Annotated in this window: 22 protein-coding genes; 10 read left to right on the plus strand and 12 right to left on the minus strand. The window is 37.1% G+C overall.

Annotated elements, in window-relative coordinates:
• Positions 1–11 precede the first annotated feature (11 nt).
• Genes J8L85_RS11910 through arsB form a run of 3 tightly spaced genes read left to right on the plus strand, consistent with a single transcriptional unit; the run spans position 12 to position 2,177 of the window.
• Entirely contained in the window at positions 12–479 is a 468-nt protein-coding gene (locus J8L85_RS11910) for a DUF6428 family protein (RefSeq protein ID WP_211017515.1), read from the plus strand.
• 12 nt (positions 480–491) lie between these two features.
• On the plus strand, positions 492–1,124 hold the full coding sequence (locus J8L85_RS11915) for a protein-tyrosine-phosphatase (RefSeq protein WP_211017516.1): 633 nt from the start codon (positions 492–494) through the stop codon (positions 1,122–1,124).
• A gap of 3 nt (positions 1,125–1,127) precedes the next feature.
• Complete coding sequence (gene arsB, locus J8L85_RS11920) at positions 1,128–2,177, plus strand: ACR3 family arsenite efflux transporter (RefSeq protein WP_211017517.1); 1,050 nt, start codon at positions 1,128–1,130, stop codon at positions 2,175–2,177.
• 41 nt (positions 2,178–2,218) lie between these two features.
• Here the strand turns inward: arsB and J8L85_RS11925 are convergent, their stop codons facing one another.
• From J8L85_RS11925 to J8L85_RS11945, 5 genes are all read right to left on the minus strand, one after another.
• Positions 2,219–3,448, minus strand: a complete 1,230-nt coding sequence (locus J8L85_RS11925) for a glycosyltransferase (RefSeq protein ID WP_247656646.1) — start codon at positions 3,446–3,448, stop codon at positions 2,219–2,221.
• 120 nt (positions 3,449–3,568) lie between these two features.
• The gene (locus J8L85_RS11930; protein WP_211017518.1) at positions 3,569–5,761 is read right to left on the minus strand and encodes a hypothetical protein; all 2,193 of its coding nucleotides are present in this window, start codon (positions 5,759–5,761) and stop codon (positions 3,569–3,571) included.
• Positions 5,762–5,958: 197 nt separating this feature from the next.
• On the minus strand, positions 5,959–7,470 hold the full coding sequence (locus tag J8L85_RS11935) for a DEAD/DEAH box helicase (protein WP_211017519.1): 1,512 nt from the start codon (positions 7,468–7,470) through the stop codon (positions 5,959–5,961).
• Between the two features lie 115 nt (positions 7,471–7,585).
• A complete protein-coding gene (locus J8L85_RS11940; protein ID WP_211017520.1) occupies positions 7,586–8,515 on the minus strand; it encodes a glyoxylate/hydroxypyruvate reductase A in 930 nt (309 codons plus the stop codon).
• A 12-nt stretch (positions 8,516–8,527) separates the two neighbouring features.
• Positions 8,528–9,037: a DUF6155 family protein gene (locus J8L85_RS11945; RefSeq protein ID WP_211017521.1), complete on the minus strand. Its 510-nt coding sequence runs from the start codon at positions 9,035–9,037 to the stop codon at positions 8,528–8,530.
• 170 nt (positions 9,038–9,207) lie between these two features.
• On the opposite strand from J8L85_RS11945, the gene J8L85_RS11950 reads away from it, so the two are divergent.
• Positions 9,208–10,071 carry an RNA polymerase sigma factor RpoD/SigA gene (locus tag J8L85_RS11950; protein WP_047245362.1) on the plus strand — a complete coding sequence of 288 codons (864 nt, stop codon included), beginning with the start codon at positions 9,208–9,210 and terminating at the stop codon, positions 10,069–10,071.
• A gap of 609 nt (positions 10,072–10,680) precedes the next feature.
• Here J8L85_RS11950 and J8L85_RS11955 read toward each other — a convergent pair.
• Positions 10,681–12,432 carry an ATP-binding protein gene (locus tag J8L85_RS11955; RefSeq protein ID WP_211017523.1) on the minus strand — a complete coding sequence of 584 codons (1,752 nt, stop codon included), beginning with the start codon at positions 12,430–12,432 and terminating at the stop codon, positions 10,681–10,683.
• Positions 12,433–12,587: 155 nt separating this feature from the next.
• Here J8L85_RS11955 and J8L85_RS11960 point away from each other — a divergent pair, with 155 nt between their 5' ends.
• Positions 12,588–13,871 (plus strand): dipeptidase, encoded by a 1,284-nt coding sequence (locus J8L85_RS11960; protein WP_211017525.1) that lies wholly within the window; start codon positions 12,588–12,590, stop codon positions 13,869–13,871.
• Between the two features lie 17 nt (positions 13,872–13,888).
• Here J8L85_RS11960 and J8L85_RS11965 read toward each other — a convergent pair whose 3' ends face one another.
• Positions 13,889–14,290, minus strand: coding sequence for a hotdog domain-containing protein (locus J8L85_RS11965; protein ID WP_211017527.1), 402 nt, complete (start codon positions 14,288–14,290; stop codon positions 13,889–13,891).
• 226 nt (positions 14,291–14,516) lie between these two features.
• Positions 14,517–15,410, minus strand: coding sequence for a DUF72 domain-containing protein (locus J8L85_RS11970; protein WP_211017530.1), 894 nt, complete (start codon positions 15,408–15,410; stop codon positions 14,517–14,519).
• 146 nt (positions 15,411–15,556) lie between these two features.
• Between J8L85_RS11970 and J8L85_RS11975 the strand changes: the two genes are divergently transcribed.
• Entirely contained in the window at positions 15,557–15,967 is a 411-nt protein-coding gene (locus tag J8L85_RS11975) for a glyoxalase (RefSeq protein ID WP_211017531.1), read from the plus strand.
• Here J8L85_RS11975 and J8L85_RS11980 read toward each other — a convergent pair.
• Positions 15,959–16,639, minus strand: coding sequence for a DUF2461 domain-containing protein (locus J8L85_RS11980; protein WP_211018284.1), 681 nt, complete (start codon positions 16,637–16,639; stop codon positions 15,959–15,961). The two genes, J8L85_RS11975 and J8L85_RS11980, sit on opposite strands and share 9 nt — an antisense overlap.
• A 93-nt stretch (positions 16,640–16,732) precedes the next feature.
• Between J8L85_RS11980 and epsC the strand changes: the two genes are divergently transcribed.
• Complete coding sequence (gene epsC / locus J8L85_RS11985) at positions 16,733–17,524, plus strand: serine O-acetyltransferase EpsC (protein WP_211017534.1); 792 nt, start codon at positions 16,733–16,735, stop codon at positions 17,522–17,524.
• A complete protein-coding gene (cysM, locus tag J8L85_RS11990) occupies positions 17,517–18,401 on the plus strand; it encodes a cysteine synthase CysM (protein ID WP_211017536.1) in 885 nt (294 codons plus the stop codon). Before epsC ends, cysM begins: the two co-directional genes overlap by 8 nt.
• Positions 18,402–18,526: 125 nt before the next feature.
• Here the strand turns inward: cysM and corA are convergent, their stop codons facing one another.
• Positions 18,527–19,621 (minus strand): magnesium/cobalt transporter CorA, encoded by a 1,095-nt coding sequence (corA, locus tag J8L85_RS11995; protein WP_211017539.1) that lies wholly within the window; start codon positions 19,619–19,621, stop codon positions 18,527–18,529.
• A 34-nt stretch (positions 19,622–19,655) separates the two neighbouring features.
• Entirely contained in the window at positions 19,656–20,441 is a 786-nt protein-coding gene (locus tag J8L85_RS12000; RefSeq protein WP_211017541.1) for a tRNA pseudouridine(38-40) synthase TruA, read from the minus strand.
• A 117-nt stretch (positions 20,442–20,558) separates the two neighbouring features.
• Between J8L85_RS12000 and J8L85_RS12005 the strand changes: the two genes are divergently transcribed.
• Together J8L85_RS12005 and J8L85_RS12010 are read left to right on the plus strand one after the other, a co-directional pair.
• Positions 20,559–20,996, plus strand: a complete 438-nt coding sequence (locus tag J8L85_RS12005; protein ID WP_211017543.1) for a hypothetical protein — start codon at positions 20,559–20,561, stop codon at positions 20,994–20,996.
• 146 nt (positions 20,997–21,142) lie between these two features.
• On the plus strand, positions 21,143–21,625 hold the full coding sequence (locus tag J8L85_RS12010) for a hypothetical protein (protein WP_211017545.1): 483 nt from the start codon (positions 21,143–21,145) through the stop codon (positions 21,623–21,625).
• Between the two features lie 63 nt (positions 21,626–21,688).
• Here the strand turns inward: J8L85_RS12010 and J8L85_RS12015 are convergent, their stop codons facing one another.
• Complete coding sequence (locus J8L85_RS12015; protein WP_211017547.1) at positions 21,689–22,570, minus strand: anti-sigma factor; 882 nt, start codon at positions 22,568–22,570, stop codon at positions 21,689–21,691.
• Positions 22,571–22,770 lie beyond the last annotated feature (200 nt).

Consider the following 22,770-nt stretch of genomic DNA (forward strand, 5'->3'; position numbering starts at 1 on the left):
CTAATATAAGTATGAAATTATCTGAAGTAAAATCAGTTTTGGGAAAATTGGAAACAATAGCATTTCAATTACCAAATGGCGAATTGGTACCAAATCACTTCCATGTAACGGAGGTTGGTAAAATAACAAAACATTTTATCGATTGTGGAGGAACAGTTAGAAATGAGGAAGTGGTTAATTTTCAGTTGTGGAATGCCAATGACTATGACCACAGGTTACATCCCGAAAAACTATTGAACATTATAGAGCTCTCTGAAAACACCTTGGGAATTGGGGATTTAGAGGTAGAAGTGGAATATCAAGGTATTACCATTCAGAAATTCGGAATTGATTTTGACGGTAAAAACTTCTTGTTGACCACAAAACAAACCGATTGCTTGGCGAAAGACAAATGTAATATTCCAGAAGAAAAACCAAAACTGAATTTAGTGGATTTGAACAGTGGGTCTTGTTGTTCGCCAGATAGTAACTGTTGTTAACAATATAGAAAAATGACCACAACGACATCTACCTTATTTACCGGTATACAGGATTTTATAACAGACCTGAATGCTGATACAATTACAGATGAACGAAAGGCCGTTCTTGACCCGTTAGCAAACTTTATTCAAGATAAGGTGAGCAACGATCAAGCAGTGCGTATCAATTTTATCTGTACCCATAACTCTAGAAGAAGCCACTTATCTCAGGTCTGGGCACAGACCATGGCATATTATTTTAATTTAAAAAATGTATCATGCTACTCTGGCGGTACAGAGGCTACGGCCCTGTTTCCAATGGTTGCGGAAACTTTGAAAAATACGGGCTTCGAAATTAAAACTATTTCAAAGGGCGAAAACCCGGTATATAGTATTAAGTATGCGGCAAACGAACATCCGATCATAGGATTTTCAAAAAAATTAGATGATGATTTTAACCCAAAATCATTATTTGCAGCTATTATGACCTGTGATTCGGCCAATGAGGCGTGCCCGTTTGTACCGGGTGCAGAAAAACGGATTCCTATTACTTTCGAAGACCCAAAAGTATTTGACAACACACCACAACAGGCAGAAAAATATTTTGAGAGGAGCACACAGATAGCTACAGAACTGTGGTATATTTTTTCTAAGATCAAATCATAAATAATGGCTACAAAAAAATTAAGTTTTCTCGACAGAAATTTAACATTATGGATTTTTGTTGCAATGGCTATAGGTGTAGGTATTGGTTATTTTGTACCTACTTTTCCAGATTTTATAAACTCCTTTAGTAGTGGGGCTACCAATATACCTATAGCAATAGGGCTCATATTAATGATGTATCCTCCTTTGGCAAAGGTTAATTATGCCTTATTGCCAAAGGTGTTTACCAATACCAAAATTTTGTCCATATCATTGATTCTAAATTGGGTCGTAGGACCTGTTTTGATGTTCATATTGGCCATTACGTTTTTACGTGATTACCCAGAATATATGGTAGGGCTTATATTAATAGGCTTGGCGCGTTGTATTGCCATGGTCTTGGTATGGAACGACTTGGCCGACGGCAGTAGTGAATACGGTGCCGGTTTGGTGGCTTTGAATAGTATTTTTCAAGTATTTGCATATAGTTTTTATGCATGGATCTTTATCACCGTGCTTCCGCCCTATTTTGGTTTTGAAGGGGCCATTGTAGATATTTCTATAGGCACCATTGCCGAAAGTGTGGCAATTTATCTGGGGATTCCTTTTTTAATGGGAATACTAAGCAGGGTAATTTTGGTAAAATTAAAAGGGGAAGAATGGTATACAAAGAAATTTATACCCACTATTTCTCCTTTGACCTTAATAGCTCTTTTGTTCACCATTGTGGTTATGTTCTCATTAAAGGGAGAATTGATCGTACAAATACCTATGGATGTATTGATCATTGCAGTGCCATTATTAGTGTATTTCACTTTAATGTTCATTATTGGCTTTTTCTTTACGAAGGCCATGGGAGCTGAATATGATAAAACGGCCTCTGTTGCCTTTACGGCGGCGGGTAACAATTTTGAATTGGCCATTGCCGTTGCCATAGCAGTTTTTGGTCTTAACTCGGGGCAGGCCTTTGCCGGGGTTATTGGTCCGTTGGTAGAAGTACCGGCATTGATTTTGCTGGTACGAGTTTCTTTTTGGTTAAAGAAAAAGTATTACGATACCCCCAAATTAACATAAACAGTTAGGTAATTGATCATATTAAAACGGTGTGGGGAAACTCATACCGTTTTTTTATTCTTTTCTTCGATCCACTTCGACATATATTTGGTACTCGCCATGGTCTGCTGTTGTAGCATGGCCCCGATAAAATTCTGTATACGATGTTTTTTTAGATTTTCTCTTAAATATTCTATTCTATCTAAAAAGCGAGTGGCCAATGTTTCTTTCTCGTATAGCCGGTTTATAATGGCAACTCCATTATTCTGTGCCTTTTTCCATCTTTCTTTATCGGAATATAAAGTAATGGCCGATCGGGCAAAATCTTCCGCATTTAGGGCTATGCCCCCGTTCCATTCCATAGAATCATGCATGCCCTCTGCCCCTATTGGTGTTGTCACACTGGGGGTTCCGGTCTGCATGGCATCTATAAGTTTTCCCTTTATTCCTGCCCCAAATCGTAATGGCGCCAAATTTATCTTGGCGTTTTTAAAGATCTCTTCTTTATTCTCGACCCATCCATGTACAAAAAAGCCTTGCTGTGGTTGGTGCATTTGTTTTATATGTCCTGGTAAATAGGCACCGTAAATGTGTAAATTGGCTTGAGGGGTTTCTTTTCGAATCAAGGGCCATATTTCTTTTTTTAACCAAACTACGGCGTCAATATTGGGAGAATGCATGCCATTACCTATACAGATATAATCTTTGCGGTCCTCAAAACGTGTCCATGATCCAATATCATCTTCCGTTATTTTATCCATCAAAAACGGTAAGTGCAATACCAAGCTTATATCAATACCGATAGTATTTTGTAACAATTCGGCTTCGTAACTAGAAATCAACAGAGAAAGATCAGATCTGTACAAACTTGCAATCTCGCGTTTTGTCTTATCGTTTTGCAACCATGCATCTGTTGAAAAGGGAACCCCCTTTTTAAAACACTGTTCCCGCACATGACGAAGAGAGTGTAGATCTTCGGTATCCAAGACCCGTATAGCATCGGGACATTGTTCTGCAACACGCCAACCAAACTGCTCTTCGGTGAGGTAACGATCAAAAAGGACTATATCCGGTTTCAAGGTCTTGACAAAAACATCAAAAGAAGCGCTATTAAGCTCTATAAATTGCATAGCTATATTCCTCCTCTTCAAGTCTGCCGAATGTTCTGAAAACGCTGCCGATGAAGCAAATGTGATATCATAATTGGCCTTATGGAATATCTCCAATAGTTGCATCATACGTGCCCCAGCCGCCGTGGTGTCCGGTTCTGGCCATACAAAACCGATAACCAATAAGGTTTTATGTGATTTTTGATGGTCGATGAGTAGTTCTTATTTAAGATCCATTAAAATTACAAAGTACGGGTATTTTTAAGAATCAGGAATAGATCCATTTGTCATTGTCCATTTTATTTAGTCGCTCACCCCTATATCGTCCAAAACAATGACTCCCATATTGGTTTGGTCAAAAACCAATGAGATTTTAGTAACTTTTGCCGCATCAAATTCGTTCTCTTTTTCTGTAAAGTCATACAACGGAAAGTGAAAAGTCTGCAATTGTACCTCCCATGCACTACCGATCATACTTTTGTCGAGAAAATTGAATTTGGTAAACTTCGATTTCAGGGGTTTTGTAATCCTTTTTACATCGCTAACCATAATACTGGCGGTATTGCCTTCAACATCGGTAAGCACTACGGTAAAATCTAATGGACTTGGCTCTTTTTTATCCGTATCTTTTTTGTTTTCTGTTCCCTTTACATTGGTGAGCCAAGTAAGGTCACCTGCGCCAATGGTCATTTGTAATTGTAGGGAATCATTTTTCCAAAGCTCTTTGTTTCCTATAACCTCATAGACCGGCAACGAATCTTTTTTCAAATCCTCTTTATAGTTCCATCCCAGAACTACGGCCGTATTATCTTGTTTTCCCCCATCACGGGTGGTAAGGGGCTGCTCTTTCCATAAACTCATGTTTTTGGCTGCAACAACAATACTGTCAGGGGCTGTGGTAATATTTATATCTTCCTCGAAATTAGCGATCGTTTTAAATTTTGAAGAAGTATAATTGGTCAGGAAATACTCGTTTGGAAGCCAATCTTTGGCATAGGCAACATTTTTAAAAATGGGCAAATAAGAGTTGTTTCCTTTAAGGGAGGCTTCAGCAAAGGCACTTATAAACACCTTGGCCACCTCTTGTTGTTGTTCTTCGGATAAAAGTGGTTCTAGATTTAACAACCACTTTGAAGGAGCGCCAAAATCAGAGTTCCCCCATGTAGAATTAAATTGTCCGTGATTGGCATGATGCACATATACACCGGCCTTAAATCGGTTTATACTATCCGTAAATTGAAGCCTGCGATACGGGCGCATACCCCAAAAACTAACTTCATCGGAATCATAAGAACCCTGTAAACTCAAATAGTTGACATTTTCCAATACAATTTTACGATCATACCTATAATCGGTCGGGGCAATGGATACAATACCTTTGATATTAAAGTTAAAATCGAAATTTTCTTTAGCCGTATCGGGTAAATATGGAAGCTTGTTAAAAGCACCCGCTATGGATACCGCTTCTCCCCCTCTAGAGTGCCCCATGAGCAATATGTTGTTCATATCAACTTTATTTGCCAACTCATGATCTGCATCGTTGTTCCATGTTTGCCACTGTTCTATATGTTTTAAAAGCAACCATGCCCTTACCGGCATTTCTTTACCCCTAAAATCGCCGGACCAGTGACCATTGACAAAATTTTCATCGACGGAAACCGTAATAATTCCTCTACTGGCCAATAAGGCGCCCAAATAACCATAGCCATCATCTGAATAATCGATCATGCTATGATTACCATGTACCACGACGGCCAAAGGAAAGGGCCCTGTACCTTCTGGCATATACACACGGCCGTTCAGAGGAAAATTATCCACTCCGAAACCCCAAAATCGTTCGCGCCACTTTTTTTTCTTACCCTTCCAATCTGGTAGCAGATTCGTAGCATCAACGGTAGGGGTCTTATATTTGACCCCTTCTGCATATTCAGGTCTTTTTATGTCCGTGCCACTACCATAGGTAAAGGTTTTGACCGTAAATTCGCCTGGAGTAGCGGGATTTTCAATTCCCTGTGCCTCTAAACTTGTTTGGTTCTTACCTAGGGCCATGGTCGATTTTTCTTTTTCATAAGGATCATTGCCCAAATCGGCCAATAAACTGAATATATACCCAAAACCAATGATTGAAAGAAGCAAAAACAAACCGGTCAACACCGACTTTTTTTGAGTAAAAGCATTTAATAATAGCATCACCAATATGGCTAAAATACCTATCGGATAATAAATGGTATCTGGCCATCCGAATCCGTACATTTTTAAGGCAATAAGACTGGCAAGACCACTAAGGCCTACCAATACATAGGAAGATTTAAAATTTTTAAATAGAATTCTTAGCAGTTTAAAGAAAAGATAAAAGAGTAGTTGAACGGCTACACCTACGATTATCGCAAAACTCATCATTAAAAGTGGCGGTAAACCCGTTAGAAAATGATAGCCATAAATGCCAAACAAAATAATGGTAGGTACAATGGAGAATAAAAAGAGCCTGTTTTTCATTTAAAATAGAGGTAGTTGGTTAATTAGTCTCTTAAATTAACCATCTTTAGGCTAAAAAGACACATTAACCGTAATTTTTGGCAATCACTTAAAAAAACAATGTTATTTAAAGGAAAGTTCATTTTTAGCCTCTAGAAACCGCTATAAGATTATTTTCGTTTCGCAGTAAAGAAAAATCGGATTTCGTAAGGCGGGAACTACATTTTTTCCGCAAACATTTTAGAGATCTTTGATCTAAGCTTACGTTCATAATCCTCCTCTAGCCATTCTTTATAATTCTTGGTATTGTTCATGATGCAATAAGAATATTGTCGTACACGATAGGCTATTTCTTCTTTTAGCTTTTTGGCCAATATTCGAGCTTCAAAGACATCTTCAGAGTTTTCTACACAAATTTTCGCATGTTGCTCTATACTCTTTTCCAACACCATTTTTGATTTTTCACCGTTGGCAAAGCTTTTCTTATACTCGGCCTTTATATCAAATTCAATAGTATCGGATTTAGAAAATTGGTCTCTAAGTTCTTGGGGCATTTCATAGACGAACTCCCGTTCGATCTCTTCATCATTTTTAATGTTCTCCAAATAGAAATCGGGAAAATGAAAAATTTCTTGCCAATCAATTTTAGCGTCCCACATGCCAAAACGGGCAATATTGTTCCCCATATCTATAACGGTGAACTCTTCTTTGTGGGGAAGGTACCTAGAACCCCGGCCTATCATTTGAAAATACAGTGTAAGAGAACGTGTGGCACGGTTTAAAATTATGGTCTCTACCGAAGGTTCGTCGAACCCAGTAGTTAAAATACTCACCGATGTTAGTATGGCATCTGGTGTAACCTTAAACCATTCTAAAATCTCTTTACGTTCAGATGCCGTGTTTTTATTGTCTAAGTGCCGAATGTTGTACCCTGCCTTCTTAAAGGTTTCGTATACATATCTAGAGGTGTTGATCCCATTGTTAAAGATAAGGGTCTTGGTGCCTTTGGCAATTTCGTTATAAGCATTCACAAGTTTACCTAGCATACTGTGGTTGCTGTATAGCTCGTCGGAAGACTTTACCGTGTAATCGCCGTTAATACCAAGTTTTAAACTTTGTAGGCTCACATCATAATTATACATGTTCGCCTTTGCCAAAAACTTTTTCTCAATTAAAGAACTAATAGATTCACCAATGATCAACTTCTGGTAGTTGTCTTTCATCGGAAGTTTTATATTGGAACTTAAAGGAGTAGCGGTTACCCCAAGAATCACCGCATTTTCAAAATATTTAAAAAGCTTTCTGAAAGAATTATAATGGGCCTCATCTATAATTACAAGCCCAATATTTTTAATTTCGACCTTATCTTCCTGTAACCTGTTATTTAAGGTCTCTACCATGGCTACGAAGCATTTGAACTCATTTTGGTCATAAAGTTCCTTTACTTCGCTATTAATGATCTTGTTTTTAACCCCGAAGCCGTGCAGCATTTTCGAGGTCTGTATACTTAATTCTATCCGATGGGTAAGAACTACTACTTTTTTTTGTGTCTTTTCGATATATCTTCTTGCTATTTCAGAAAAAACCACGGTTTTGCCTCCACCGGTAGGTAGTTGATATAACAAATTTGAATTATCGGGGTTCTCTTCTAAATACTTAAAAATATTCTTGAGGTCCTCCTCCTGATAATCATATAATTTCTTTTCGACAATTTCTTCTGTAGATTTCAAAGGGGCAAGAAAATTTTAATTTAGTAAAAAGCAAGACCTTAAATTTAGAAGATTTTTATGGGTTAAGAAAATATAAAGCCATTAATGCCCAAAATTGAATCAAAAGATGAAAATATCAATATCTTTTTTTACGGTCCACTTGATTTAACAGACCTTCTCCCTTTTGAAGCCTCCGATAGTTTTCTAAAATTTGTGGTACTACAGAAGTTGTATCGGAAACACTGGCATAATGAGGTGTCATGAATATTTTTGGATGCCTCCAAAAAGGATGCTCTTTTGGTAAAGGTTCTTGGTGGTATACATCTAAACAGGCACCGGATAACAGATTTTTGTCCAAAGCTTCTATTAAATCGTTATCTACCATATGCCCGCCTCTGGCCACATTTATTACATAGGCTCCCTTGGGCAATTGCAGAAAAAGATCTTTGTTTAAAATACCTTCGGTTTCTGGTGTTAAGGGTAATAAACATACCAGTATTTGAGAAGTATTTAAAAAAGGTTTCAACCCTTCTTTTCCAGAAAAGGTGCTTACATTTTTTAAGTTCTTTTTTGTTTTTGACCAGCCTTGTACAGAGAACCCAACTTTTTCCAAATCCAAGGCCGTTAGTGAACCCAACTCCCCTAGCCCCATAATGCCTACTCTTACATCTTTTATACGTTTATAATTCTTAGGGTTCCATTCTCTGGATACTTGCTGAATCTTATACGCGTTAAAATTCTTTATTTCCGCAAGTATAACGGCCAATACATGTTCAGACATGTCACTTGCCAAAAAAGGGTCTACCACACGTGTAATGGGAACATTTTGAGGGGCCTCTTGATCCTCAAAAATATAATCCACCCCGGCACCGGCAGAAGCGATACACTTTAAATTAGGATATTTTCCCAAGCTCCCTTTTGGATGTTTCCATATTAGGGCCATGGTAATTTCCTCTTTTGGGTGTTCCTCCAAATAACTGAACACTTTTAGATTTGGAGCCTTACTCAAAAGTGCTTGTTTCCACACATCTATTTTATCATCTTGTCGTATAATAACTATTGCCATACTTTCATCGTATTAATCCAATATATCCAAAGCTCTGGAAAAATCTTCCATATATAGCCAATTATCGGATTGTGTTCGGTCATAAATCTTTAGTAACCGCTCTTTATACTCCGACAACAAATTGTTTTGCGATATAAAGGTGGTCATCTCCACAAAAGAGTTCAACATGCTTTTGTAGAAAGCATCGGGTACATTGCGTTCGGAGGCGAAGGCCTGGGCAATTTCTAGATTATATAGCATAACATCGGCCACCAAATATGGGTCTACCCCTAACTTTATAAAATGTTTGATGTATTTCTGGGCCACCGAACGCCTGGCTTTAGGCCTTTTTCGTTTCAACGGAAAATACTCATTGGAAATTTTCGTCTTGGCCTCCTGTACCAGCTTATCCTCTTTTGGATTGAAGGCAAAGTCGTAATACGTTTTTACTGCCGGAAATTTGTCGTATAGTTCTATAATTTGTTCTTGCAATTCCGATTTTCCTAATTCCGACAAGTATGATTTGAGTGCTCTTTTGCTCATATTAATAACGATTGTGTCAAAAATAAGCCATGAAACTCCAATAGCCTAAAAGGTTGAAATATTATACAATAGGTTATAATTTTTGTAAAACATTATGTGTTTCTCTTTGGAAAAGACATAATAAAAATGTATAATGTAAACTTGTACAATAACTAAACACAAAATTATATATGAGGCAACTAAAGATTATCAAGCAGGTAACCAATAGGGAATCAAAATCTTTGGACAAATACTTGCAAGATATCAGCAAAATAGACTTAATAACGGCGAACGAAGAAGTTGAACTGGCCCAAAGAATCCGCGAAGGTGATCAAGTTGCTTTGGAAAAATTGACAACTGCAAACTTAAGGTTTGTTGTTTCTGTAGCTAAACAATATCAAAATCAGGGATTAAAATTACCCGATTTAATAAATGAAGGAAATTTAGGATTGGTAAAAGCGGCCAAGCGTTTTGATGAAACGCGTGGTTTTAAATTTATATCATATGCCGTTTGGTGGATCAGACAATCGATTTTACAGGCTTTGGCCGAACAGTCCAGGGTGGTAAGACTTCCTTTGAACAAAATTGGATCTATCAACAAAATAAAAAAGACTTTTTCTTATCTAGAACAAACACATGAGCGTCCGCCTTCTGCCGAAGAAATTGCCAAAGAGTTGGAAATGACCGTAAGTGAGGTAAAACAGTCATTAAAAAACTCGGGCAGACATGTATCTATGGATGCACCGCTTCGTGAAGGTGAAGACTCTAATTTATATGATGTGTTACGGTCTGGGGAATCTCCAAAACCGGATAACCATTTGTTGCAACAATCATTGAACACTGAAATAAACAGGGCGTTGGAAACATTGTCTCCCAGAGAGGCGGATGTAGTTAAATTATATTACGGAATAGGTGATCAGCAATCTATGACCTTGGCAGAGATCGGACATACTTTTGATCTTACCAGGGAAAGAGTAAGACAAATTCGTGAAAAAGCAATACGTAAACTTCGCCACAATTCCAGAAGCAAATTATTAAAGACTTATTTAGGATAATCTCCTAGACTAAAAGCCTCATAAAAAAGCGCCCCTATTTTTTAATAGGGGCGCTTTTTCAATAATGAACACTAAAATTATGAATGAGATAGTTTGTTGATATTGAAATCAACAAGAATGTTATTCAAATCCTGAATGAAATTCTGATAAGAGGTATTTTCTTGATTTTGATGTGCCATGATCTAATTTTTTAAAGGTTTACTACCAGGCTAGGCTACATATAGTCTAGTTCCGATAATTCGTTTAAGCTTAAAATTTCGTTTAAATCTTGAAGGAACACTAAGTACTCTTCGCCGTAGGTATCGTAAAGCATATGGTTAATTTATTTTAATAATCGATCTGGGTTAATCACTAATTAAATACAAGATAAATGTAACGATGTAATGCTATAGACACAATAAATTGTGGTGTAGCTGTCAAAATATGTTGTAAAAAATATGATTGTTATAGGTGAACGTGTAAAAAGTGTAAAACCTTAGGTTTTAACAGGGTTTCGAGGGGTTTCCGTTCGTCGATATTACCTGTGTTTTATCGATATTAGCCCTTTCGCCTTAAACATATGGTTATTATATACACCTATAATCCGTCTAAAATACGGCTTGGTTATGCTCATCTGCTTTTGATATCCTCTAGTGCGCTATTGATCAATTTTTCACTACGAGGATAGTTTTTAAGAAAATTGTCGAAGAGATTAGCAACCTCTTCCTTATTGTCTTTTTTACAGTTTTCTTGCATATCCACCATCATTTGGGTAAGGTCGTTTAACCTTAGCATGGCAAGCCCAGCTTTCAATTTATGTGCGGACAACCCTATTTCCTCTAAATTGTTATGACTTAAACCGATTTTGACCGTACCGATAAACTCGTAAACATTTTGTTTAAAAAGCCTGATCAATTCCTCTAGTACACTAATTTCTCCACAACAATCCTTTAGTACCTTACTAAGGTCCAATGTGTTTTCTGACTTGGTAATGGGTTCTTTTTTCAATAATGCAATGCTGTCCTTTGAAAGAGACCTCTCGTTTTTCCCTTTCAGCATTTTTACAAGTAATTCGTTCAAAGTATATGGTTTTAATAGAAAGTCGTTAATTCCGGACGAGATGCAGTTTTCCTCATCTTGTGCTGTAAAATCTGCACTAATTGCAATTATGGGTACTTGATCAATAGTTTTGTCGGACCTGATTTTTTGTGAAACCTCAAATCCGCTCATATTGGGCATCTTTAGGTCCATTAATATTAAATCTACCGATTGTGTCTTTAGAATTCCTATGCCATTATCGGCTTCTGACGTAACAAATACCTTACAGCCCCATCGTTTTAATTGTTCTTTGATCAAATGTTGGTTCATCTGGTTATCTTCAAAAACCAATATATTGGTACCGTTCAAAAGCTCTTTGCCCTTCTTTACATTAATATTGTAGCGGTGTGTCTTAGGTATGTTTTTAAAATTTCCTTTAGCAAACGGAATGGTGAATTTAAATGAAGTGCCTTCGCCTAGTTTACTGTTAACATTTATGTTGCCCCCTTGTTTCTCTACTAGTTCTTTTACAATACTTAGTCCTAGACCGGTACCTCCATATTTGTAATATGTATTTCTATCGGCCTGTTTAAAGCTCTGAAAGATATTTGCCAATTGTTCTTCTGAAATACCTATACCGGTATCTTCTATATTGAATAGCAGCACGTAATTGGCTTTACTTTGCTCGAGTACTTCAACCTTTAGTTTAATGTATCCCTTTTCAACGAATTTTACGGAATTACCCAAAAGGTTCAATAAGATCTGTGAAAGTTTAGAAGGGTCACCGACCAACGTTGTGGGAATCTTTTTGTCCACTTCCAATATTAGATCCACGTTTTTTTCCAAGATCAACGTTTGGCATAGAAAAACGACATCATTGATCAACCCGTGAAAATTGAAATCAATGATATTAAAATCACCGATCCCAGATGTAAGCTTAGAATATTCCAAGACCTCGTTTATAATCTCCAAGAGGTTCTGTGAGGCAGAGTGTATGGCTTCTACTTTTTTCTGTTGTCCAGAAGTAAGTTTTTCTTCCCTCAGTAGATTGGTAAAACCGATGATTCCGTTAAGGGGTGTTCTAATTTCATGGCTTACATGCGCAATAAAGTTCTTGTCATTACCAACATCCTCTTGTTTTTTGATAATAGACAATGGTTTAGCTTCGGGTTTCTTCTCAACCACGGTTCTATTGTCAAATATTTTGTTCTCCAATTTACTTTTAAAATCGGAAAAAGAAGCCTTTAGCGCCGCCGCTTCTTCTGTGCTCAACGATTCGAACGCGAAGTGGGTCAGGTTAGACTCTAAATTATTTACTTGACTAAGTATATCTTGTGTTTTCAAAATAGAAATTGGTTAAGGATAACTTTATAAAGCGTATTTAAATATGAATGATAATTTAAAAGTCCTCCTTTCCTACCCTTACGGCAATTAAATGTTCCCTAGGCTTCCTTTTTTGTTGTGAATTGGCTTTATTTGTAGGTATAAATCCAACCACCATGAAACAAGTCGTTTATTTATTTAGCATTTTAACATTATTTGCGTGTAAACAAAAAGAGGTAACTCCAAAAGAGAGTATGGAGGAAATGGCCAGACAAATACATGATAGTATAATAACCATAGACACCCATAACGATATCAATGTTGCCAATTTTACGGATAGTATTAACTACACCCAACGGTTAAATACGCAGATAAATCTTCCTAAAATGAAGGAAGGCGGTTTAGATGTCACTTGGTTGATCGTTTATACCGGGCAAGATACTTTAACGGCGGAAGGTTATGCGAAAGGAAGAGAGAATGCTATGGCCAAATTTGAGGCCATTCATAAATTATGTGAAGAGATAGCACCAGATGAGATAGAATTGGCCCTTACTTCAGCTGATGTAAAAAGTATAAGCGCATCGGGTAAAAAAGTTGCGATGATCGGTGTTGAAAATGCTTATCCCATGGGTGAGGATTTGGCCGAATTTGAAAATTATTACAATCTTGGGGCAAGATATATTTCATTGGCCCACAATGGCCATAGTCAATTCAGTGACTCCAACACGGGTGAAAAAGACTCCGTATGGCTTCACAACGGTTTAAGTGAACTCGGAAAAAAGGCTGTAGCGGAAATGAACCGACTCGGAATTATGATCGATGTTTCACATCCTTCCGAAGAAGCTATGAAACAAATGATAGCATTATCGAAAGCTCCGATAATTGCATCTCATTCTTCGGCCAGGGCTTTATGTGACCACAGTAGAAACCTGACCGATGAGCAATTAAAACTGATGAAAGAAAACGGTGGGGTTGTGCAAACCGTGGCTTTTAGTTCTTATTTGAACACTAAAAAACATGAAGCACGAGCAGCTTACATGAAAGAAGTTTACAAAGAGGTGGCCGATTCTTTGGGTGTGGAGTGGTTTGAGCGTTCTCAGTTTAAGACGCTGACCGATGTCCAAAGAAAAACATTTATGGAAAATTACCCTAAAATAAAGGAGATAGGTGAACAGTTGGTATCAAGTAGAACAGATGCCCCAGAGCCCGTGAATGTTTCCGATTTTGTGGACCATATAGACTACATGGTAAACCTGATAGGTATAGACCACGTGGGCATAAGTTCTGATTTTGATGGTGGTGGTGGAATAAGCGGTTGGTCAGATGCCTCTGAAACCTTTAACGTTACGTTGGAATTGGTTAAGCGTGGATACTCCGAAGAAGATATCGCCAAGTTATGGGGCGGTAACCTCCTTCGGGTATTGGATGAAGTTCAGAAAGTGGCCGAAACCCTTTCTTAACTTCTCTTATTTAAGTTTTACTTTTCGCTGGCTGCGGCCAAACGATCCTTAACGAACTCGACTTTAGTTTTTCCGTGTGGTGCCGGTTTACCGTTTTCCCCAAGGTTGACCATAATAATATTGTCAACGGTTACAATGGTTTCATGGTTCATTTTATTTCTTACCTCACAATTTAAGGTCAAAGAAGTTTTTCCGAATTTAACTACCTGAATACCAATTTCAACAATATCGCCTTGTACCGCGGCACTCATGAAATTGATTTCGGACATAAATTTGGTTACTATTTTACTGTTTTCTAACTGAATAATACTATATAGGGCGGCTTCTTCATCTATCCAAGCCAATACTTTTCCTCCAAATAAAGTTCCGTTAGAATTTAAATCTTCTGGTTTTACTAATTTTCTTGTGTGAAATCTCATATTGCAAAAATTTATGGTCCAAAATTAAAACGAAAACACCAACCCTACCCTACTCATATTCGTTTTAACATGCAGAATTGTGAACATCTAAAATCTAATATACCGGTAATGTACATTTGATAAATTATGAGCTCAAAAAATCACATAATCAAAGTTTACGTACCATGTTTTTGAGTTCATTAACATTTGTTTAAAAAACACTGAAAATAAGACACTTACATCTTAATTAGAATAAAGAAGGTGGTGCCGTTAACGTAGTTGGAACAGTTAAATTACAAATAAACCTATGGTTTAGTTTCTTTATGAGATAGCTAGCCAATAAAGGTGACTCGACCTCCATATTCTGGTGCACAAAAAAATTAATGTTCGTTAGCCCATTTTCTTTCCATTGACTTAGTTTTTCTACCCAATCGTCCAACCTTTCATAATCGCTTTTATGATTGGCGCCGACAAACCTTATAAAGGCTTCATTATTTGTTAAACGCATGTGCATTATATCTCTTCTGCCAGCAGTATCCACCAAAATGTTGGTAACATTGTTCTCTTCCAATAAATGGTAGAGCTCTTCGGCAACAACAGTGTCGTTGAACCAATCTGTATGTCTAAATTCTATGGCCAAACGAAACTCTTTGGGCCAATTTTCTATAAATCTTACTACCCTGTCCCAATCTTTAGGACTAAAATTATTGTGCATCTGTAAAAAAATGGTTCCCAATTTGTGTTCTAAATTAGAGGTAACCGTCAAGTAAGACTCCAAAATAGGATATGCTTGGTCGTTCAACCTTCTTAAATGACTCACATTTTGAACAATTTTTGGAAAGAACGTAAAATTGTCCGGAGTTTTCTCTCTCCATTTTTGATACGTTTCAACCGGAAAAATACGATAGAAAGTTGCATTCAGCTCTATACAATTAAACTGTGTTGAATAGTATCTCAATTCATCTCGAGTACCTTTGGGATAAAAGTTTTTAAGGTCTTGTTTGTTCCACTTGGCACAGCCCACATGAACCCTTAAGGGCGCATCGGACTTTATTTTATCAAGAACCATTTTGGTCTCCTTATGATCGTTAGGCAATGAAAAATCAATAAGTTCCGGTCTCTCTACCTTTCCAAACTTCATATTTTGGTGTAAAAATTATCTAAAAATAGCTAAACTTTATGAAGTGCCACGGAATTTCTATTTGTTTATAACACCGTTAAAAACTAATATTTTTATTGAAAAGTAAAGGGATTTTATAGTATATCTTTATAGAAAACAAGATTAAAATGAACGACAGATCTCAAAAGTTGGTTCAAATTCGTCCTGACGTTTCTTCCGCGAAAATTCTTCCTAATATGAGTTCTGACGAACGTTTTCAGAACGAAACCTTGCGGCCCATTTTAAAATTACAGAACGATTTGCTTCTTGCTTCCTTTCAAAATTATATCGTTAAGGGTAAAAACTACTTTTATAACCTAGATATAGAAAACAGGCTAAACTATATTACGAACGCTATACAAAAAGATATAAAATATAGAAACTCCTTAAAGGGTATCATCATAGGGCAATTTACTTTGGAGGAATATGAATCTTATATAAAAAATTCCTCTTCCCTTAATAAGAGAATGATGAATATGGTCATTAAAAGACTACAGGATCAAATTCAATATTTTGATCAGGCCGCTGTCTTAGTCTAACAACGATTCACCATTTAGATTGGTGGTAAGTATTTGGCTCATAAGATCAAAGTAAGGTCGAATAACCTTAAAGGCTTCCGATATTTTCGCTGAAAAAGTAGGACTTAGGACTTCTTTATCCGTGAATTTCTTGACAAAAATGAATTGTTTATTTCTGATCAAGTCGATATTCGGGTGTTCTTTGTCAAATCCTTTGGGAGCTGTTTTCAATTCTTCTCCCGCCAATGTGCCCCAGACCGACTTAAATTTTTTATCGTCCATTAGTTCCCGTAGCTCAGAGGCATCTATTTCCCATTCTTTACGAATACGAAAAAGATCTTCTTTTTCAGGCTTCCAGAAGCCTGTTGCTATAAAACTACCTCCTGGTTGTATATGTACATAGTAGCCTCCCCTTCGCTGTGCGCCGGATCGTGCATAAGAAGCCGAAAAATTATATTTATAAGGAGTTTTGTCCTTAGAAAAACGTACATCCCTATAAATACGGAACACTTTCATTTTTTCTATATCATCATGGGTTTCTAATTGTCCCAGAATACCTTTAAAGAATTCCTTTGATTCGTTTTGGTGGGTCGTAAACCGTTTTTTGTGGTCAGCGAACCATTCTCTATTGTTATTCTTTTTTAACTCATTTAAAAATTCTAGGGTTTCTTTGGTAATTATAGGATATAACATACGACCTAAGCGTTGTGATTTTAAGCTAAAGTTAACCATTTGCAAGAAAGCACTTTTAAATTAATGGTTAATTTTGAAATATAAACGAAGAGAATGAACCATCAGTCCATTGTTGATAAGATTAACATTCATAAAAAACAACCTAACCTTAGATATCGATTAAAGGAAGAGGTTGAAGTTTTTACAAATTTATTGTTCTATACACTGTTCGATATTGAAACTCCGGTACAACAAAATTTAGAGAAACTAGAGGAACAATTTGATAGTTTAGTGGACCTTGCCTGTTGGCAAAGTGAAAAGCCGTGCAAAAAGGTTTGGACCAATTACGTGCAAAAATTACCCACGATATTAGAGAATTTGAATATGGATGCAGAGGCAACGGTAAATTGTGATCCGGCATCCCTTTCTATAGAAGAAGTATATATGGCTTACCCCGGTTTTTATGCCATTGCCATATACAGGCTTGCCCATGAACTATACAAAATAGGTTTCCCTTTGGTGCCAAGGTTAATGACAGAGTATGCACATCGCCAAACGGGAGTGGATATAAACCCTGGGGCCCAAATTGGTAATTACTTTCATATAGACCATGGTACAGGGGTTGTTATAGGAGAGACGGCCATTATTAAAAACCATGTAAAAATTTACCAGGGAGTAACATTAGGTGGTTTATATGTAGCAAAACATTTGCAGCAAACAAAAAGACACCCGACAATAGAGGATAATGTAACCATATATGCCAATGCTACCATTCTAGGAGGTAAAACTGTTATTGGCGCCAATAGTATTATAGGGGGCAACTCATGGCTGACGGCCTCTGTGCCTCCTAATTCTACTGTATATCATTCTCCTGAAATTAAAATAAAAACACAGACAGATGTCTAAGAATATTATAGATCTTATAGGAAATACGCCCTTGGTGGAATCTAGGGTTTTGAACACCAACCCTAATGTGAAATTGTTTTTTAAGATGGAAGGTCATAACCCAGGTGGTAGCGTAAAGGACCGTGCCGCTTATAACATGATCAAAAACGGACTGGCTACAGGTCGTTTTAAACCATCGGATAAATTAATAGAGGCCACCAGCGGCAATACGGGCATAGCCTTGGCAATGATCGCAGGCTTTTACAATCTTGATATAGAATTGGTAATGCCGGAAAATTCTACAAAAGAAAGAGTACAAACCATGCGTGCCTACGGAGCCAAGGTAACGCTTACCCCTTCTGATGTAGGTATTGAAGGAGCTCGCGACTATGCAGAAAATAAAGTTAAAAACGAAGGGTTTGTAATGCTCAACCAATTTGCAAATGATGACAATTGGAAAGCACACTACCAAACTACAGGCCCCGAGATCTGGAAAGATACGGAAGGATCGGTAACCCATTTTGTTTCTGCCATGGGTACTACAGGTACGATTATGGGCACATCTACCTTTTTAAAAGAACAGAATAAAGGCATAAACATTGTTGGAGTACAGCCTACCGATAATTCAAAAATACCCGGTATACGTAAATGGCCTCAAGAGTATCTACCAAAAATATTCGACCCCAACAAGGTAGATACTATTATGGAAGTTAGTACAGAAGAAGCAAAGGCAATGGCCAAAAGACTTGCAAAAGAAGAGGGTATCTTTTCGGGCATGAGTTCTGGTGGTGCCGCTACGGTTGCATTAAGGCTTGCCGAACAACTGGATGAGGGCGTAATCGTCTCTATCGTTTGCGACCGAGGAGATCGTTATTTGTCTTCAGACCTATTCGAATGATACTAGTGTAAAATATTTAGTAAAAAAAAAGGAGCTAGAACAAAGCTCCTTTTTTATTGGAGTTTTATATAATAATTGCTCTTTCAAAAAAAGATTTCGATTTCATGTTTTAAGATAGAAACATGTTATAACCAATCTTTCTTTTTGAAATAAATAAGCAATCCGATAGAAATTACGACCATTACTGCCCAAACGGAGATATATCCATATTTATAGTGTAGTTCTGGCATATTTTCAAAATTCATACCATATACACCGGCAATAAACGTTAAAGGAATAAATATCGAAGCCATAATGGTCAGTACTTTCATTACCTCGTTCATCTTATTGCTCATGTTGCTCATGTACATCTCCATAAGACTCATGCTCATTTCCCTATAAATTTGTAGGCTTTCGTTAATTTCCAGTGAATGGTCCAAGGCATCCCTCAAAAAAAGTTTAGTGTCCTTTTTTATCAATGGACTTTCAGAATCTATTAATCTATTAATAAGTTCTTTTACAGGGTAGATCCATCTTCTCACCTTCATCACCTCTTTTTTTAGAAGTTGAATGTTTTGGGCAACGACCGGTTTCGGATTTAAATAAACTTCGTCTTCTAAAGTTTCTATTCTATTGTTTATTTGCTCCAAGACCAAAAAATAATGATCTATGATTCCGTCTAAAAGGGCAAAGAACAGATAGTCTGCCCCCCTAGCCCTAATTCTGCTCATCGGAGATATGACCCTATTTCTTACCCCATCAAAGACATCCTCTTTTACTTCTTGAAAAACCAATAGTGTATTCTCCATAAGCACAAAAGCCATATGTTCGGGTACAATCTCGTCTTCAGAATTTAAATACAACATTCTAAAGACCCCAAAAATATAATCATCATACTCATCTATTTTGGGTCTTTGGTCGGTATTTACGGCATCTTCCAACAGTAATGGGTTTAACCCGAAGCCCTTACCGAGCCCTTCTATGAACTTTTCGTCGGTGATACCAACTACATTTATCCAGGTCGTCTTTTTCGCAGATCTATATTTTAAGACTTCTTCTAGTTTGGTTGTTTCTTTGGTTTCAAAAGAGTCTTCGTTATACTGGGTAATGGTGACAACACTTTGCGTTTTTTCCTTACTTCCTAAATAACTGACCGTTCCTGGAGCGGTTCCCATTTTACCATGGACCCTAGAAACTTTTTTCTTTTGTTTTGGTACAACTGCCTTCCTCCTTGCGGCCATATTTGCTTGCGTTTTTTTTAAGATAAATAAAACCTTACCCGAAATTCACTTCATTTAACAACAATCCTGATCCGGGAGCAATGGTTGTCATTTTAATATTATTTTCAGGTATTAATGATGCCTTGATATCCTCTATACATAAATTTCCCATTCCTACTTGTAACAGGGCCCCCATGATCATCCGTATTTGATACCTCATAAAACCTTGCCCCCTTACGGTTAACGCATAGCTTGTATTCGGAAAAAAACTGGCCTTGATCAGTGTATTTGGGCCAATTCCACAAAAATCTATTGTTCTGACCACTTTGGCATTCGGTCGTAATCTAGCGGTATACGATGAAAAATCATGAGTGCCTTCATATAATTTGGCCGCATTGATCATTAATTCAATATCCAACTCTTCCATTACATTGGTCAGGTACGGTGCACAAAAGGGATGGTTTTTTTCGCCATATGAAAATAGATAAACGTATTCTTTTGATTTACTGTGTTGAATTATATTAAAATCGGCAGTGGTCGGGGTTATTTCGGTAACCTTAATATCTTGGGGTAGATTTTTGTTGAAAAGTAATAAAAACCCATTCAAATCCGTGAGTTCTTTTTCTTCTACAAAAAGTTCAAAAACTCCATCTAGTGCAGAAACTTTGGCATCTGTACGCCCAGCCCCCAACAGTTTAAACTTGGTATCCTTTAGAATAAATTTCAAGGTTTTGACCAACATTCCCTCTATGGTCAACCGATCCGGTTGCTGTTGCCATCCACTGTACCTAAAGCCCAAATATTGTATGCGTACCAAGTAATAAAATCTAGAGCGTCTCATGGTGAAATCTAATATTTTCTGTAACTTATTAAAGTTTAATAAGATATAATAAACCAGTTTATCTTTCTCGTAAAATAACAATTACTAATCTAAACCAAACATTTAAACCAATACATTATGAACACAGAAACTAAAGTAAAACCACCTATGTGGTTTTGGATCGTAAGTATTCTAGCATTATTATGGAACCTTATCGGCGTAATTTCCTATTTGGGGCAAGCATTTATGACCGATGATGACCTTGCCCTACTTAGAGAGGCAGAACGACAACTTATCGAAACACAACCCTCATGGGTCACCGCAGCTTTTGCAATAGCAGTTTGGGGCGGAACCTTGGGGTGCATATTTCTTTTGTTGAGAAAAAAATGGGCAAAACCCATTTTTATTATTTCTTTGATAGGGGTTTTGGCACAGTTCGGATACTCACTTCTTTTAAGTGATACTATGGATGTATATGGTGCCAGTGCAGTAATTTTTCCTGTAATAATAATTATCGTGGGTATTTTATTATTGTTCTTCGCAAACTCTTCTATACATAAAAAATGGCTCACGTAGAAAGGCCAGAAAAAGAGGATGTTACATAGGTAAATTATCAATTTTATAGATAGAGTTGGCCTTTTATCGAATTTTTAGGGCAAAAAAAATCTATGCGCATTTTTAGTACTATTTTTTGACTCTAAATGAACCCGAAACCAAATATTATGAAATTTATTAAAGGTATTTTTCCATGGAAACGAACCCTGATAACATCATTAATAGTTATACTGTTATTGACCGTTTTTAATTTCTATGGCCTTTACACCAATAAGTTTTATTTTTTTAAAATAGGCAACTATATATTTCCTTTACTCGCTCTAGGGCATCTACTTTTTTTGTATGTTATGTGGTTTAAGATCAAGGAAGATGAATTGAGCGACCCTCCCATGCGAAACTTAGAATATGTGCTGTATTTTATAAGTTTGGTGTATATCTATAAACTAATAGAAACGGTAACAACCTTGTTTTCTTACGGTCAGTATGACAACCACCTTATTCCTGCAACTTTTTTACCTATAGGCATACTTATTCTGCTTCTATATATATTATTATTGGTACTTACCTTTTTAACGTTTAGCTATAGAAGAGAAATTGTAGGAACCTACACTTTTGATGAAATGAACCAGCATGTAGACAACTGGAATTAATAAAAGACTGTTCTTTTTAAAAAACCTCCCTTTTATAGGGAGGTTTTTTATTAATGTGAAAATTTATCTTGTGACCGTGCCCGTTGGGAAACTGCCGGATACATTACTTCCTATTTCTTGTACGCCCATCGCATCTGCTGGAATCATGCCGGCCAGTGGTTTTAATACAAACGGGGCGGCACTGTTATCAGGATAAGGTTCTACGCTTACTACTGCTATTTTACCCCTTATATCGGTAGGGAACATTAGTCCGTCGGGGGCATTTACCAAAAAGTCTTCACCTGGGAACGGAGGGCCAGGGTTTGTTCCGCTGAACGGACTCGTTTCATCACTTTCGGAGACAGACGTAAAAGTACCCGTTGTAACCGGAATACCGTCCATAACCACCCATCCTTCATATTTCCATCCTGGTTCAAGGGCTGGTAGTTCCAATCCATTAACAGCACTTCCGCTGCTATTGTCCAAAAACCATAGTCCGCTGTATTTTTCCTCCTCGGCCCCAGTACCTGTTGGTGCGGCAACAATGAATTTGCCTTCGACCGTATCAAATGAAGGGGCTACTGTACCAGTACCCAATATAGCTGAAGCACCATTAAAATCACCTATGAACAGTTTTGTGTCCGCTGGGGCGGTCGAAGGATCCGGATTTGGTTCAATTGAAAGTACAAAACTCGTGGCACTGGCCAAAGTCGTAGCATCCAACTCAAAGGAGGTTTGCGAAAGATCTCCATTTGAGTTTACAGAAAAAGTTCCTGTACTTACCGGTGCGCCATCAACGATTATCCATCCTTCATAAAGAAAATCTGCGCCTAAATCCTCTAATCCATCTATATTCAATGAAATAAATGAGTTTTGCGGTATATCGGCATCATCGTTTACACTACATGATGAAATCAACAATACCGATACCAGAATCATCGCATACTTAAAGTTTAATTTTTTCATATCTATTGTTTTTTAGTTATGGAACAAACTAACACAGAGCAAGTTGCAGAAGGGTCACAAAACAGTAAACTTTTCATACAGAATAATCACAAAAGAATCACGGGACATAGCTTTACAATGGAAATAAAGCCAAGTTTCGGTCTATTGCTGTAAGGAATCCCATTTTAATTCAACTATTTACAGAATCAAGCCATTGTTTA

The organism is Maribacter sp. MMG018 (assembly GCF_018100785.1).
Taxonomy (GTDB): Bacteria; Bacteroidota; Bacteroidia; order Flavobacteriales; family Flavobacteriaceae; genus Maribacter.